The 15,667-nt window shown below is 75.4% G+C and carries 10 protein-coding genes; 4 read left to right on the top strand and 6 right to left on the bottom strand.

Annotated features, from left to right (window positions below):
- Positions 1-39: 39 nt before the first annotated feature.
- Positions 40-1,470: a hypothetical protein gene (locus ACFQ8T_RS14990; protein WP_430547314.1), complete on the bottom strand. Its 1,431-nt coding sequence runs from the start codon at positions 1,468-1,470 to the stop codon at positions 40-42.
- Positions 1,471-1,655: 185 nt separating this feature from the next.
- Between ACFQ8T_RS14990 and ACFQ8T_RS14985 the strand changes: the two genes are divergently transcribed.
- Together ACFQ8T_RS14985 and ACFQ8T_RS14980 are read left to right on the top strand one after the other, a co-directional pair.
- Positions 1,656-2,096: a TIGR03618 family F420-dependent PPOX class oxidoreductase gene (locus ACFQ8T_RS14985; protein ID WP_430547313.1), complete on the top strand. Its 441-nt coding sequence runs from the start codon at positions 1,656-1,658 to the stop codon at positions 2,094-2,096.
- Positions 2,097-2,318: 222 nt separating this feature from the next.
- The gene (locus ACFQ8T_RS14980) at positions 2,319-3,518 is read left to right on the top strand and encodes an oxygenase MpaB family protein (RefSeq protein WP_430547312.1); all 1,200 of its coding nucleotides are present in this window, start codon (positions 2,319-2,321) and stop codon (positions 3,516-3,518) included.
- A 64-nt stretch (positions 3,519-3,582) separates the two neighbouring features.
- Here ACFQ8T_RS14980 and mfd read toward each other — a convergent pair whose 3' ends face one another.
- The 4 genes from mfd to ACFQ8T_RS14960 all read right to left on the bottom strand — a co-directional run bounded on the left by mfd (position 3,583) and on the right by ACFQ8T_RS14960 (position 12,348).
- A complete protein-coding gene (gene mfd / locus ACFQ8T_RS14975; protein WP_430547311.1) occupies positions 3,583-7,188 on the bottom strand; it encodes a transcription-repair coupling factor in 3,606 nt (1,201 codons plus the stop codon).
- Between the two features lie 209 nt (positions 7,189-7,397).
- Positions 7,398-8,480, bottom strand: coding sequence for a DUF4190 domain-containing protein (locus tag ACFQ8T_RS14970; RefSeq protein WP_430547310.1), 1,083 nt, complete (start codon positions 8,478-8,480; stop codon positions 7,398-7,400).
- Between the two features lie 199 nt (positions 8,481-8,679).
- Positions 8,680-11,622, bottom strand: coding sequence for an endo-1,4-beta-xylanase (locus ACFQ8T_RS14965; RefSeq protein WP_430547309.1), 2,943 nt, complete (start codon positions 11,620-11,622; stop codon positions 8,680-8,682).
- Positions 11,623-11,769: 147 nt separating this feature from the next.
- On the bottom strand, positions 11,770-12,348 hold the full coding sequence (locus tag ACFQ8T_RS14960) for a DUF4190 domain-containing protein (protein WP_430547308.1): 579 nt from the start codon (positions 12,346-12,348) through the stop codon (positions 11,770-11,772).
- 200 nt (positions 12,349-12,548) lie between these two features.
- Here ACFQ8T_RS14960 and lhgO point away from each other — a divergent pair, with 200 nt between their 5' ends.
- Positions 12,549-13,760, top strand: coding sequence for an L-2-hydroxyglutarate oxidase (gene lhgO / locus ACFQ8T_RS14955; RefSeq protein ID WP_430547307.1), 1,212 nt, complete (start codon positions 12,549-12,551; stop codon positions 13,758-13,760).
- A gap of 22 nt (positions 13,761-13,782) precedes the next feature.
- Positions 13,783-14,424, top strand: coding sequence for a phosphatase PAP2 family protein (locus ACFQ8T_RS14950; protein ID WP_430547306.1), 642 nt, complete (start codon positions 13,783-13,785; stop codon positions 14,422-14,424).
- Here ACFQ8T_RS14950 and ACFQ8T_RS14945 read toward each other — a convergent pair.
- Positions 14,391-15,566, bottom strand: coding sequence for a nucleotidyltransferase family protein (locus tag ACFQ8T_RS14945; protein WP_430547305.1), 1,176 nt, complete (start codon positions 15,564-15,566; stop codon positions 14,391-14,393). The two genes, ACFQ8T_RS14950 and ACFQ8T_RS14945, sit on opposite strands and share 34 nt — an antisense overlap.
- Between the last annotated feature and the right edge of the window lie 101 nt (positions 15,567-15,667).

The following is a 15,667-nucleotide window of genomic DNA, read 5'->3' as shown; positions in this document are numbered from 1 at the left end:
CCCGTCGGGATGGCGCGACAGATCGCTTGCTCGAAGGGTTCAGTGGGTGGGTCGGGCCGCGGCGGGCAGGTCGGGCGGGCCGACCGTGTCGTCCGCGGCGGGGACGTCGGGCCGGGGCGGACGTGCCACCAGCTCCAGCAGCGCGATGAGGACGCCCGCCACCAGCGCCGTGCCGATGATGAGCCCCGGCGTGGGACTGCCCGCGAGCAGGAGCACCAGGGCCGCGGCGACGATGATCGTCACGCGGACCAGCGTGCGGTACCGGCCCAGCCAGTCGCCCACCGGCCCGGTCGACACCCCGCGCCCCTCGCCGTAGTCGCGCAGCCGCGCGAACCCGCGGCCCGCGCCCGCGCGCAGCGACCGCGCCGACGCGCTGCTCCCGCCCAGGTACGCGACGATCGCGACGACGAGGCCGAGCACGCCGATCGTCCGCAGCGTGACCCTCAGGAACGACACGACCTGGTCGAACAGCACCTCGGCCGCGTCGAGCCGCAGCACCACGTCCTTCAGCGCGTCGAGGTAGATCCCCCGTCCGATCGCGAGGCCGATCGCCAGGACCACCATCGAGGCCGCGAGCGCCAGACCCGCCACGACCAGGGTGCGCGACTTGTGCCGCGCGACCAGCACGCCCGCGGCCAGCAGACCGAGCGAGATCCACGGCAGCCACGTCCCCAGCGCCACCACCTGCGCGTACCGGTTCTGCACCTGCACCAGCTGCGACGTCTGCATGAGCGTGAACGTCGCGTTCACCTCCGGGATCCGCGCCGCGACGCCCAGGCCCCGGTCGACGAGCCGCTGCTTGAGCAGGTCGATCATCCCGGAGAGCTGGATGGTGAGCTGGCCGTCCTGCCCGATCTGCAGCAGCTCCCCGCCCTCGCCGCGCATCGTCGCGACGAGCTGCTGGTGCGCCACCCGGTTGGCCTGCACCCAGGCGTCCTCGAACGCGTCGCTGGTCACGACGCCGTCGGCCGCGCGGCGCACGAAGGACTCGACGCCGCTGGTCAGCGGCCCCTCGAGCTGCGTCAGCGCCTCGGTGGCCCGCGGCCCGACGCCCCGCTCCTCCAGCCCGTCGACGACCGTGCCGACGATGGCGCTCACGTCGATCTGCTCCATCACGACGTCGGTGAGCCGGCCGGCGACGGCGCCCTGGATCGCGGGGTCCGCGGCGATCGGCCCGACCGTCGCGACGTACCGGTCCGTGTCGGTGAGGGTGCGCTCGGCCCAGGCCGCGATCACGGCGACCGGCGCGAGCAGCGCCCCGAGGACGACGAGGACGACGGCGGCCGCCGCCCGGCCCCGGTGGCGCGGCTCGCGGGGCGCGGGCGGCGCGGCCGCGACGAGCACCGGCTGGCCACCGGCCGCGAGCCGCGCGCGCAGCTCGGCGTTCTCCCGCTCGAGCGCGGCCAGGCGCGCCGCCGCGTCCTGCGGCGCCCCCGCGCCGCCGCGCCCGTCGTCGGTCGTCCCGCTCATCGCGTCCCCGTCCGTCGCGTGCCGGCCCGCGGTCGCGGGTCCTCGCGGAGGGCGCGGTCGGCCCCGCGCCGCGCCGTCCGCTCCTCATGCTAGGAACGGATTCCGCTCGCCACCTGGCGAGGCGGCAAATCCACCCGGGCCGGGCGCCAGCGATCATTCCCGGCCCCCGCGGAGGTCGACCCGCCATGACGACCGCACCCGGAACCGATCCGCTGCCCGACCCCCTGCCCGGCCCCGCCCACCTGCCGGAGACCGCCCGCCGCCTCGTCGCCGAGCCCCACGTGGCGCACCTGGCGACGCTGCTGGCCGACGGTTCGCCGCACAGCGTGCCGCTGTGGGTGTCGTGGGAGGGCGACCTCCTCGCGTTCCTCACGGGCCCGCGCTCGCAGAAGGCGCGCAACGTGGAGCGCGACCCGCGCGTCGCCGTGTCCGTGACGCACACCGAGCGCCCCTGGGAGATGGCCATGCTGCGCGGCCACGTGGTGCGGGTGCTCGACGGCGACAGCGGGTGGGCCGTCGTCGACAGGATCGCCCGTGCGCACACCGGCGCCGACTACCCGCGCGGCGAGGAGCGCGTGGCCGTCCTCGTCGAGGTGGAGCACGCGACGGCGCAGTCGTTCGGCTGACGCGACGCTCGAGCTCGAGCTCGAGCTCGAGGCCCACCGTGCGAGGCCTGTGCTCTGACGAGGGGTTGTGCCGCGCCGCCAACGGTCATATGTTAACGACGAATCACAAGTGAACGGCCAGTCACATCGGTCCCGGGCGGGCGCCCCGCCCCCGGACGGCGTCGACGACGATGCCGCCGCGGGGCCCCGTCCCCGTCGGAAACAGGTGGTCCCGTGAACGACATGAACAGACGCACCCTGCTGACCCTGGGCGCGGCTCTCGGCCTGACGAGCGCGGCGGCCCCAGGCGTCGCCTGGTCCTGGTCGCCCACGCGATCGGTGGCGCGCAGCGGCACCGGCGTCGACCCCCTGTGGGTCTGGGACGACGAGATCGACGCGATCATGGCGTCGGTGATCGACGCCGGCCAGGTGCCCGCGGTCAACGACGCCATCCTCCCGTGGGTGGACAACGACCATCCGGTACCGGCCGGCCTGCCCTCGGAGCTCGCCGGCTTCCTGGGCCGCGAGGCACGGCTGCCCGCCTGGGCAGACATGGAGAAGCTGCGCCGTGCGGCCGACTTCAACCGCCGCAAGGACCTGTACCTCTTCGTCATCTACGGGCTGGGCGGCGGCATCATGAGCACCGTCATCCCCCGCGAGGCGAAGTCCGTGTACTGGTCCAAGGGCGGCGCCGACATGCAGGACCGCGCGGCGAAGACCTTCACGTTCGGCTACGACCTCACCGACCGGAACGCCTACGAGCCCGACGGCCAGATGATCGTCACCGCGAACAAGACGCGCCTCGTGCACGCGGCCGTGCGGCACCTGCTGCCGCAGTCGCCGTACTGGAAGGCCGTCGCCGACGAGACGATCCCGATCAGCAACATGGACATCCTCGTGACGTTCCACAGCACCGGGACGTTCGCCCACCGCACCATGAAGAAGTGGGGCGTCCGGATGTCCGCGGCGGACGAGGAGGCGTTCCTGCACCACTGGCAGGTGGCGCTCCACCTGCTCGGCGTGCGGGACGAGTACATCCCCGCGACCTGGGCCGACGCGCACGCCCAGTCCGACCAGGTGCTCACGCCGCTGCTCGCGCCCACGCCGGAGGGCCGGGACCTCGCCGAGGTCCTCCTCGGCCTGACCGCCCAGGTCGACCTCGGCGTCACCCGCGGGTTCCTCAACGAGTTCGTCATCTACCAGCTCGGCGACGACATCGCCGACTGGCTGGACCTGCGGCGCGACTGGGCGTCGCGGGCGCTGATCCGCTCCGTGTGGCCCGCGTACGTCGCCTTCCGCGAGGGCCTGCTTCCGGTGGCGCCGAACTCGTTCGGGCTGTTCGACAAGTTCGTCAAGGCCCTGGGCATGGCGTTCCTCAACAAGGGCCAGTCGGGCACGACGACGCCCATCACCATCCCGGACGGCAACCGCCCGGGCGTCTGACGCGCTCGCCGAGGGAGTCTCGTCTCGCCGAGGTAGGACACGTACTACCTCGGCGGGACCATGACTACCTCGGCGAGGAGGTGCCGACCGAGGCGGCGGCCGAGACCTCGCCCAGGACCACCGCGTCGATGAGCTGCCGCGCCCACGCGAGCACCTCCGCCCCGCGCAGGGGGCGGCCGCCGATGCGCGCCGTCGTCGGGAAGGGCACGAGGAAGGCGCGGATCGCGGGCTTGAGGATCGTGCCCGGGTACAGCCGCTTGAGCCGCAGCTGCGCCGACTCCGCGAGGTCCACCGGCGCGAACCGCACGAACTTGCCCTGCGCCGTGACGTCCGTGAGGCCGGCGCGGCGGGCGTGGTTGCGGAAGTCCGCGACGTCGAACAGCGCAGAGGCGACGTCGGGGAGCTTGCCGTAGCGGTCCACGAGCTCGGCGCGCACCTCCGCGAGCTCGGTCGCGTCCTGCGCGGCCGCGATCTTCTTGTACGCCTCGAGGCGAAGCCGCTCGGTCGCGATGAACGACTCGGGCAGGTGAGCGTCCACGGGGAGCTCGATGGTGACCTCGGGCTGCTCCTCCTCGCGCTCGCCGCGGAACGCGGCCACGGCCTCGCCCACCATGCGCACGTAGAGGTCGAAGCCGACCCCCGCGATGTGGCCGGACTGCTCGCCGCCCAGCAGGTTGCCCGCGCCCCGGATCTCCAGGTCCTTCATGGCGATCTGCATGCCCGCGCCGAGGTCGGTGTGCGCGGCCATCGTGGAGAGCCGGTCGTGCGCGGTGTCGGTGAGCGGCCGCTCCGGCGGGTAGAGGAAGTACGCGTACGCGCGCTCCCGCCCGCGGCCCACGCGGCCGCGCAGCTGGTGCAGCTGCGACAGGCCGAGCACGTCGGCGCGCTCCAGGATCAGGGTGTTGGCGTTGGAGATGTCCAGGCCGGTCTCGATGATCGTCGTGCAGACCAGCACGTCCAGCTCCTTCTCCCAGAAGGCGCGGATCACCTGGTCCAGCTGGTGCTCGCTCATCTTGCCGTGGGCCACGCCGATACGGGCCTCGGGGACGAGCTCCGCCAGGCGCGACGCCGTCTTCTGGATGGTCTCCACCTTGTTGTGCACGTAGAAGACCTGGCCCTCGCGCAGCAGCTCGCGGCGGACGGCGGCGGCGATCTGCTTCTCCTCGTACGCGCCCACGTAGGTGAGCACGGGGTGCCGCTCCTCCGGAGGCGTGGCGAGGGTCGACATCTCGCGGATGCCGGTCACCGCCATCTCGAGCGTGCGCGGGATCGGCGTCGCGGACATCGCCAGCACGTCCACGTTGGTGCGCAGCTGCTTGAGCGTCTCCTTGTGCTCGACGCCGAACCGCTGCTCCTCGTCGACGATCACGAGGCCCAGGTCCTTGAACCGCACCGACCCGGTGAGCAGGCGGTGCGTGCCGATGACGATGTCCACGGCGCCCTTCGCGAGGTCCTCCACCGTCTCGGCCGACTCCTTGTCCGACTGGAAGCGGGACAGCGCCCGCACCGTCACGGGGAATCCTGCGTACCGCTCGGAGAACGTGTCGAAGTGCTGCTGCACCAGCAGCGTCGTCGGCACCAGCACGGCCACCTGCTTGCCGTCCTGCACCGCCTTGAACGCGGCGCGGATCGCGATCTCCGTCTTGCCGTAGCCGACGTCGCCGCACACGAGACGGTCCATCGGGACCGGCTTCTCCATGTCGGCCTTGACCTCGTCGATCGTCACGAGCTGGTCGGGCGTCTCGACGTACGCGAACGCGTCCTCCAGCTCCCGCTGCCAGGGGGTGTCCGGGCCGAACGAGTGCCCCTGGGTGGCCATGCGCGCCGAGTACAGGCGGATGAGCTCGCCCGCGATCTCCTTGACGTGCTTGCGGGCGCGCGCCTTGGTGTTCTTCCAGTCCGCGCCGCCCATCTTGGACAGCGACGGCGCCTCGCCGCCCGTGTACTTCGTGACCTGGTCGAGCTGGTCCATCGGCACGAACAGCCGGTCGCCCGGCTGGCCCCGCTTGGACGACGCGTACTCGATGACCAGGTACTCGCGCGTCGCCGCGTTCGCGCCCGCGCCGAGCGTGCGCTGCACCATCTCGACGAACCGGCCCACGCCGTGCTGCTCGTGCACCACGAAGTCGCCGCCGCGCAGCTGCAGCGGGTCGACGACGTTGCGCCGCCGGCTCGGCATCTTGCGCATGTCGCGGGTGGTGGACCCCTGCCGGCCCGTGAGGTCGGACTCGCTGAACACCGCGAGCTGCAGGTCCGTGGCGACGAAGCCCTTGCCCACCAGGGCGGGCGCGACGAGGACGACGCCGCCCTCGGGCTCCTCCCCCAGCTCGGCGACCATGCGAGCGGCCGTGTCCTGCGCGGAGAGCTGCTCGACCATGCGCTTGGCCGGGCCGTGGCCCTCCGTGGTGAGCAGCAGCCGCCAGCCGGCGCGCTGCAGCGTCTGCACGTCGTCCAGCGCGCGCTGCAGGTCGCCGCGGTACGACTCGACGTCGCGCGCCCCGACCGTGAAGGTCGTGACGCCGTCGACCTCCGCCTCGGCCACGGTGCCCTCGTCGCCGCCCGCGTCGAGCGCGAACGACGACAGCGTCCACCAGCCCAGGCCGCGGCGGGCGGCGACGTCGCGCACCTCGGCGAACGTCTCGAACGACGCCGCGGACAGGTCGATCGGCGCGGCCCCGCCGGCGACGGCGCCCGTCCAGGCGGCGGCGAGGAACTCCTCGGTCGTGGCGACGAGGTCGTGCGCGCGGCGGCGGACGCGCTCGGGCTCGTCGATGACGAGCAGCGCGTCGTCGGGCACCAGCTCGAGCACCGGGACCATGCGGTCCACGAGCACCGGCGCGAGCGACTCCATGCCCTCGACCGCGACGCCCGCAGCCAGCTTGTCGAGCATCTCGATCGCGCCGGGGAGGCGCTCCACGAGGCCGGCCGCGCGCTCGCGCACCGTGTCGGTCAGGAGGATCTCGCGGCACGGCGGGGCCCACAGGCCCTGCTCGGCGATCTCGAGGGAGCGCTGGTCAGCGACGGCGAACCAGCGGATCTCCGTCACCTCGTCGCCCCAGAACTCGATGCGCAGGGGGTGGTCCTCGGTGGGCGGGAAGACGTCGAGGATGCCGCCGCGGACGGCGAACTCGCCGCGGCGCTCGACCATGTCCACGCGCGTGTACGCGGCGCCGACCAGGCGGTCGGCGACGTCCGTGAGGTCCGCCGTCGAGCCGGAGTGCAGCTCGACCGGCACCAGCTCGCCCAGCCCCTCGACCACCGGCTGCAGCAGCGCGCGGGCGGGCATGACGAGCAGGCGGACCGGGCCGGTCTGGCCGGGCTCGGGGTCCGGGTGCGCCAGCCGGCGGAACACCGCGAGCCGCTTGGCGACCGTGTCCGCGCGGGGCGAGAGCCGCTCGTGCGGCAGCGTCTCCCACGCGGGCAGCACCGCGACGTCGTCGGCCCGGTCGTCGGGCAGGTAGGCGCGCACCGAGGCGGCGAGCTCGTCGGCCTCGCGCCCCGTCGCGGTGACGACGACGAGCGGCCGCCGCTCGGCCGCCGCCGCCAGCAGCGGGGCGCGCACGCCGACCGGCCCGACGACGTCCGCGAAGCCGCGCGCCGGGACGTGCTCGAGCGCGGCGGCGGCGCCGGGGTCGGCGAGGAGGGCGGGGACGATGCCGGTGAGGTTCATGCGGGTCCTTCGGGCGAGGTCTGCGGCGCGGTGCGATCGGGACGTGACTCGGTGTGCGGGCACGACGACGGGCCCAGGTCTCCCCGGGACGCACGGGGTTCCGGGGCCACGTCGTGGCCGGGGAACCGTGCGACCGGCGGGGTGCCGGGCGTGCCGCACCAGACTACGCCGACCCTCCGACGTCGCCCCGCGAGGTAGTACCTCGGCGGTCAGCTGCCCGGGATCCGGCTGGTCAGGTCCTCGGGAAGCTGGTCGCGGATGCCGTCGGGCAGGCGGTCCAGCAGGTCCTCGCAGGAGACGGGGTCGCCCGCCTGGCACTGGCCGCCGAGCTCCTGGAGCTGGTCGGCGTCGCCGAGGGTGCCGGCGAGGTCCTGCAGGTCGCCGAAGGAGAGGTCGCCGGTGAGGCCGCCGAGCAGCAGGTCCGGGACGGACAGGTCCGTCTGCGTGAGCTGCTCCGCCTCGTCCAGGGCCTGCTGGATGTCGTCGCCGTACGTGTTCCAGAGCCAGAGCCCGGCGATGACCACGATCGCCGTGAACACCACCTGGATCGACCCGAACGCGATGCCCGTCTTGGCCATGCCGCGACCGCCCGAGCGGCGACGGCGGGTCCGGTCCAGGCCGATCCCGCCCAGGATGATCGCGAGCACGCCCAGCAGCGGCACGACGAACCCGAGGATGCCGGTGATCAGCGCCGCCACGGCCGTCGGCTCCGTGCCGCGGCGTACGGGCTCCGGGGCGGGCCGGCCCGGTCCCCCGTGCCCGGGCGCGGGCGCCGCACCCCACGGCGACGGGGCGGCCGCGCGCTGCGGGGCCGCTTGCGGTGCCGGCTGCGGTGCTGCCTGCGGGGCCGGCGCGGCGGGCTGGGGCGCGACCGTGCGGGACGTCGGCGCGTGCGGGGCGGGCGTCGCGGTCGGCGCCGACAGCGACCCGACCGGGCGGGAGGAGGTACGCCGCGGCGGGGCGGCGTTCGGCAGCACCTGCGTGCCGTCGCCGTACCCGCCGGCCGACGGCGCGGACGGCAGCACCTGTGTGCCGTCGGCGTACCCGGAGCCCGCCTGGGCCCGCGGCAGCACCGCCGTCCCGTCGACGTACCCGCCGAACTCCTGCGTGGACGGCAGCACCGTCGTGCCCTCGTCATGACCGCCCGCCCCGCGCGGCGGCAGCACCTGCGTGCCGTCGTCGTACCCGCCCAGCGCCTGCGTCGCCGGCAGCGCCGACGTGCCGTCCTGGCGCGGCGGGATCACCTGGGTGTGCGGGGCGTCGGGGGCGTCGTACCCGCGCGGCTGGCTCATGGTCCTCCTGGTCGGATCGTCTGTCGGCTCGTCGGGGATCACGGACGGTCGGCCGTCGTCCGGTCCGCGATGCTACCCACCCGCGAGGGCCGCGCGGCCGTCCTGACCGGCGTCTTCGCCGGACCCCCCACACGACCGGCAGCCGGCGGCCCCACCTGCGAGGGCGGGGCCGCCGGCCGGCGCGCGGGCCGCGACCCGGCTACCTCCGCGCGAGGGTGACCGGCGCCGAGACGGCCGTGGCGTCGTCCAGCCCGCGGGCGTGCGCCGTCACCTCGACGCTCACCTCGTGGCCGACGTCCGTGCCGCGCACGCGGAACGCGGCGTCGACGCCGGGGCGACGCACGGGCTCGCCGTCGAGCAGCCACCGGTAGGTGTACCGCACGCGCTCGCCGTCGGGCGCGGTCCACTCCCCCGGGTCGGCCGCGAGCAGCGCGCCGGGGCCGGTGCCCTTCCGGTCGTCGGGGACGACGGCCGGCGCGACCACGTTGACGAGCCCCTCGGGCTCCGGCGCCGTCACGAGCCTCCCGACGCCCCACCGGGCGGTGGACTGGTAGCCCGTGCCCGTGGGGTCGGCCCAGTCGCGCACCGCGGTGCGCGCGCCGGCCGTGCCGTCGTTCACCTGGAAGTCCAGGCCGTGGAAGGTGCCCGCGCCGCCGGCCCCGAGCAGGTCGACCGCCGCCTCGACGACGTACCCGCCGTCCACCGCCGCGGTCGCCGACGTCAGGCGGGCCGCCTGCGCGGCCTCGTCGCCGGTGCCGAACGACGTGACGTTCTCGGCGCTGACGCGGATCTGCGTGTCGACGTCCCGGTAGGTGCCGTTCTTGGCGTTGCCGGCGTCGAGGAAGATCTCGACCGAGTCCTGCACCCACGGGTCGGAGCCGCTGACGTCCACGGTCGGGTCGGCGACCTCCGCGAGCACGTACAGGGTGTCGCCGGACCAGAGCGTGCGCACGGTCGCCGTGGCGCCGCCGTCGCCCTCGATCTGCCGGTCGGTGGTCACCGCGGAGGCGTCGGCCCACGCGTCGTCCACGACGCCGTCGACCTGCGGCGCCGTCGTGGCCTCGGCCACCTCGAGGTAGCTCAACTCCTCCAGGAGGGTGAGGGTGCCCAGCGAGCCGGGGGTGTTCCAGCCGGACGTCGTCGCGCCGTCGGAGACGCGGACGTCCAGGCCCGCGGTGCCGCCCTCGACGGCGCCCGTCAGCGGCAGGTGCGCGACGACGACGTACCCGTCGTCGGACGGCTCGACGACGGCGGCCGCGCCGTCCGGCCCGGTCACCGTGCCGTCCCGCGCGACCGTGGTCGTCGCGCCGTCGACGTCGAACGTCACGGCGTCCGCGTCGTCCGGGTCGGCGTCGGTCACCCGTACCTGCGCCGTGAGGTGGTCGGCCGCCCAGCGCAGCTGGAAGTCGGCCACGGGCTCGCCGCTGCCGTCGTCCGCCTGGATCGTGTGCCGCGGCAGCCGGTCCCACACGGGCGACGTCGTGGCGTCGCCGTCGAGCGGCACGTCGCCGGCGAACACGCCGGCCGACTTCAGCCGCGCGGGGACGTCGCCGTCGACGGCGCCGTGGTACGCCGGCTTGGCCTGGCGGTCGCCGTCGAACAGGAGCGGGCCGCCGTCGTCGCGCCACGACCGGTCGTCCGTGAGCCCCCACACCGTGACGCTGAACAGGCCGTCCGCCCGCTCGCGGAACACCCGGAACGCGTCGCGGAACCAGTAGCCCTGGTCGACGAGGTTGGCGTCGGTCGCGGGGTTGCCGATCCCCACGTCGAGCTCGGTCACGGCCTGCGTGACGCCCAGGTCGGCGAACCGGTCGAGCGCGGTGGCCAGCGCGCTGACCGGCGTGGACAGCGACACGTGGAACTGGTGGCCGACGCCGTCCACCGGCACGCCGCGGGCCAGCAGGCGCTCGACGAGCGCGTGATAGCGGTCCTGCTTGCCCGACTGCTCGGTGTTGTAGTCGTTGATGAAGAGCGTGGCCGGCCGGTCCGTGCCCTCGGCCGCGTACGTGTCGTTGAACGCCTCGTCCGCGTACTCGAAGGCGAGGTCGATGAAGCCCTCGCCGAGGATCCGGTACCACTCGCTGCGCCGCAGGCCGTCGTCCGGGTCGCTCGTCGCGCCGTCGTTCACCACCTCGTTGACGACGTCGAACGCGGCGACCGGGTTCTCGCCGCCGCCGAACTCGCCGTAGGTGTCCGACATCCACCCGGCGACGGAGAAGATGTGCGTGCGCAGCCGCTCACGCAGGAGCTCCTGGTCCGCCTCGGACGTGGTCAGCGGCGCGCCGTCCTCGGCCTGGAAGAACCAGTCCGGCGTCTGGCTGTGCCAGGCCAGGACGTGCCCGTACACGCGCAGGTCGTTCGCCACGGCGTAGTCCATGAGGGCGGCGGCGTCGGGGCTCGGCCGGAACCGGTGCTCGGCGTCGTACCAGGCCTCCACCTTCATGCCGTTCTCGGCCGTGATCTGGTCGAAGTGCCGCAGCAGCAGCTCCGACGCCTCGCCCGTGGTCTCGCGCTGGTCGATCGCCACGCCGACGGGGAAGTCGACCGTCTCCTTGACGCCGGTGAGGTCCTGCACCGGCGGGGACGTGCGCTCCGCGCCCGTGACGACGAGGTCGTCCACGAGGAACGACGGGTGCGCGCCGCCGACCGGCGCCGCCTCGACGTAGAGCTGGGCGGCCGTGAGGCCCGAGGGCATCGTGTAGGAGCCGCCGACGCGCACCCAGCCGTCGGCGGTCGCGTCGACGGCGCCGCCCACCCAGGTGTACGCGTCGCCCGCGGCCGACGTCTCCTGGACCGTGAAGTGCACGGCCGCGCTGCCCGCCGTCCCCGCCGGGAGCTTCACCCAGGCCTCGACGTCGTAGTCGCCTCCGGCGGCGAACAGCCCGTCGACGGCGGTCGCCGGCCCGTTCCACTCGGCCGTCCGCCCGGTGACGGACAGCGCCCCGGCGCCCGTCCGCGCGTCGTCCGAGATCTCGAGCGTCACCGCGCCCCGCGGGCCCCACGGCTCGTACGCCGTGTCGAAATCGTTTTCGAGAACGACGGGGTCGTCCCCCGCCGCCATGCTCGCGCCCACGACACCGGTCACCACCGCGCCGCTCACCATCACCGCCGCGGCCGCCGCACCGGCGACCGCCCGTCTCACCCGCTGCCTCATCGTCGCTCCCTCGCGATCGGTGGGGCCCTGGCGGCGGCTCGGCCGACGCCCGGGGCCGACGGCGCGTCGGCGCGCCGTCGGGGACACCGTAGGGCTCCGACGGCATTAGGAGCAACGGTTGAACGAAACTTCCTCTCAGGCGCCCGGGAGCGCGAGCGGCAGCGCCATCGACACGTCGAACGACTCGAAGTCGCTCGGGTCGAGCTGGGAGACCAGCGCGACCGCGAAGACGAGGACCAGGATCCACACGACGACCCCGACCGCGCCCAGCACGATGCCGGCGATCGCCAGCCCCTTGCCCTGCTGGCCCGTGCGGTTGACCCGCGACAGGCCGATGATCCCCAGCACGATCGGGATCACCGCCAGGCCGAGGATGCCCGTGACCAGCGCCGCGATCGACCACCCGTCCGTGCCCGCCGACGGCGCGTACGGCGGGGCGTACTGCCCCTGCGGGTACGGCTGGGCGTACGGCTGCTGCGGGTACCCCTGCGGCGGCGCCGGAGCCGGGCCCGCGTCCCCGGGCTGCGGCGCGCCCGCCCCGGGCGGGGGGTAGCCGGGCTCCCCGTAGCCCGGCGGGTACCCGGGCTGGGGCCGCGGCTCGGGCTGCTGGTACGGGCCCGGGGGCGGCTCCGCCCCGCCGGTCGGCGTGGCCGCCCCGGGGGAGTCGGGCCGCGGCTCGCCCGGGTCCGGCTGCGTGCCGTCGTCGTGAGTCATGGGTTCCTCCTCGTCGGCGAGGCGCGACGGCCGGGCAGGCCGCCCCCGCTCCTCCCACTATGCCGGAGGACGCGGGCGCAGGCGGGTTCACCTCACCGTTCACCCGGGGGACCCCTCCCCGCGCCGCACCGGGGCTGACATCCTGAGAGCGGCGGGCCGGACAGGGACCCGGCCCGCCACCACCGGCCGGAGGAGGCAGCATGCGGGTCGTCGTCGTCGGGGGTGGGATCATCGGGCTCGCGACGGCCGCACGGCTCGCGCGCCGCGGCGACGACGTGACCGTCCTCGAGAAGGAGCGCGAGCTCTCCTGTCACCAGACGGGCCGCAACTCCGGCGTCATCCACTCCGGGCTGTACTATGCGCCGGGCAGCCTCAAGGCCCGGCTCGGCACGGCGGGCGCCGCGTCCATGACGCGGTTCGCCGCCGAGCACGACGTGCCCGTCGCCGTCACCGGCAAGCTCGTCGTGGCGACCGACGCCGGAGAGCGCGACCGGCTGCGTACCCTCGCGGAGCGCGGGGCCGCCAACGGCGTGCCCGTGCGCGAGCTGGACCCCGTCGAGGCGCGCGAGCACGAGCCCGAGATCGCGTGCGTCGGCGCCCTGCGGGTCGAGTCCACGGGCGTCGTCGACTACCGCGCCGTGTGCGCCGTCCTCGCGCGCCAGGTGCGCGACGCGGGCGGGGTCGTGCTGCTCGGCCGCGCGCTGCGCGGCGCGCGCACGGTGGGCACGCAGGTCCGGGCCGACGTCGAGGAGGTGGGCAGCCGCGCCGGGTACGAGCTGGTCGCCGACGCCCTCGTCGTGTGCGGCGGCCTGCACGCCGACCGGCTGGCGCAGGCCTGCGGCGTCGACCCCGGGGCCCGCATCGTGCCGTTCCGCGGCGAGTACTTCGACCTCGCCCCGCGCGCCGCCGACCGCGTGCGCGGCCTCGTCTACCCCGTGCCCGACCCGCGGTTCCCGTTCCTGGGCGTGCACCTCACCCGCGGCGTGCACGGCGACGTGCACGCCGGGCCCAACGCCGTCCTCGCCCTCGCGCGCGAGGGCTACCGGCGGCGCGACGTCGCCTGGCGCGACGTCGTCGACGCCGCCTCCTGGCCCGGCCTCTGGCGGCTCGCCGGGCGCAACCTCGTGCCCGGCGCGGCCGAGGTGGCCCGCTCCGCCTCTCGCACGCTGTTCGCCGCCTCCGTCGCACGGCTGCTGCCCGGCACCACCGCCGACGACCTGCACCCCGCCCCGGCCGGCGTCCGCGCGCAGGCGCTGCACCGCGACGGGCGGCTGGTGGACGACTTCCTCGTGCGCACCGCGCCCCGGCAGGTGCACGTCATCAACGCGCCCTCGCCCGCCGCCACCGCGTCGCTGGAGATCGCGCGGCACGTCGAGGCGGAGCTGGACCGCACCATGGCGGCCATCGGGTGACGCGCCCGGGACGGCGGGCCGGGTGACCGACCGACGACGCCGCGGCCCGGTCGCGCTCGCCGTGTCCGCCACGTCGGCCGGCCTGCTCGCCGCCCTCTTCGCGCTGGCGGTGCTGACCGAGCCGGGACAGCGCGCGGACGTCGCGGGTCTCGCGCTCCTGACCGCGCCCGAGCCGATCCTCGCCGGCGCAGCGCGTCTGGTGCGCGCGCTCCTGCCGGTCGTCGCCGCGGGCGTCCTCGTCGCGGTCCTCGTCGTGGCGGTGCGGCGGCGAGCGGGCGGGCGCGCCCTCGTCGTGGGCGGTCTCCCGCTCCTCGTCCTCGGCCTGGCGACCGTCCTGCGGGACGTCGTCCTGCCCCGGCCCTTCCTGGGTGCCCACGGCTACCTCCACAACACCTTCCCGAGCGCCCACACGGCGACGCTCGCGGCCTCGTGCGTCGCCGTGGTCCTCCTGCTCGGTCGCCGCCCGGGCGGGTGGGTGACGGCGGCGCTCGCGACCTCCGTGCTCCTGGCCGCGTGGGCCAACGTCGCGACCCAGGCGCACCGGCCCAGCGACGTCGTGGGAGCCCTGCTGCTGGTCGGGGTCGTCGCGCCGTGGGCGGTGCTGGCGTGTCGGCCGGGCTCGCGAGACGGTCAGCCGACCCCCGAGTCGACGAACCGGAGGTAGTCCTCCCGGGCCCGCGCGTCCGGGACGTCGAGGCGCAGCGCCTTCTCCCCGGCGTCGGGCAGCCCCCGCCGGAGCGCACGCTCGATCCGGCGTTGCGCGACGGCGTGCCCCACCAGGGCCGTCGCCGTCCCCCCTGCCCCCGGCCGGGCGGCGGTGTAGAGCCGGCCGCCGCGGTGCGGGTCGCCGGGCAGGTCGGGGACGCCGCGGCGGCGGTCGAGCGCGGCGGCGGCGCCCCGCAGCGCGCTCGGTGCCCGCAGCCCCGTGCCACCCATCGACCCACCGCCCGGGCCACCGAGCACCCGCGCGGCGCGGTCGACGACGAGCGCCACCGGCGCATCGATCCGCATGGCCCGGGCACGCGGGCCGACCTCCTGCCGCGCGCCGTCGCACGCCGCGACGGCGCCGGCGACGTCGACGAGCCACAGGAGCCGCCCCGCACCCGCCTGAGCCGCGTGGAACGCCAGCACCAGGACCGAGTCGACCGGGTCGAACGTCGGGACGTCCCGTCCGCCGCCCAGCGCCACCGTGCGGCGCCGGGCGATCATCGCCTCGGGGTCGGTGCGGAAGCTGCGACGCAGCCCGTGCGGCACGGCGAAGTCCCAGTGCAGGTCGAGGTGCACGCCGAGGGGCCCGCGCATCGCGTACTCCGCGCGCCGCTCGCGCGCCATGAGGGGCCAGTTGCGGTCGACGCCCGTGCAGCCTGCCGCGTCCAGCGCCTCGACCGCCGCCCGGAAGCCTGCCCGCGGCACGTACAGGTCGAGGTCGTAGTACTCCCGCATGTCCGGCGAGGGCCAGAGCGCGGCCGCCGCCGGCCCCTTGGCCACCACCCACGGCACCCCGGCGCGGTCGAGCGCCGCACCCAGGACGGCCAGCTCGGCGAGCGCCCCCAGGTGGCGCACGACCTGCTCGTCGCGAGCGCGCCGCAGCGGCGCACGCCACGGCTCGGGGCAGTCCGGGCGGCCCGCGACGTGCTTCGCCACCGCGGGCAGGATCCGGTGGTCCTGGGCGGCGTCGGCCAGGAGCTCGAGCCGTATGCCGTCGAGAGGGACGGGCGTCGCGCCCGGCGGCGGACGATCGGAGGGCGCGACGGAGTCGAGCAGGATCTGCGCCAGCGGGCGGCGCACCGTCGGTCGTGCCCCCATCCCGGCAGGATAGGGAGCGCTCGGCGACGGTGGGGCGTCGGCAGCGGGCGAATTCTCGCCCGGACCGTCCTCCTGCCGCCCCGGCGCGGCTAGCGTGTGTG

It is taken from the genome of Isoptericola sp. NPDC056618 (assembly GCF_042792715.1).
Lineage (GTDB): Bacteria > Actinomycetota > Actinomycetes > Actinomycetales > Cellulomonadaceae > Isoptericola > Isoptericola nanjingensis.
This window is presented reverse-complemented; position numbering and strand designations above follow the sequence as displayed.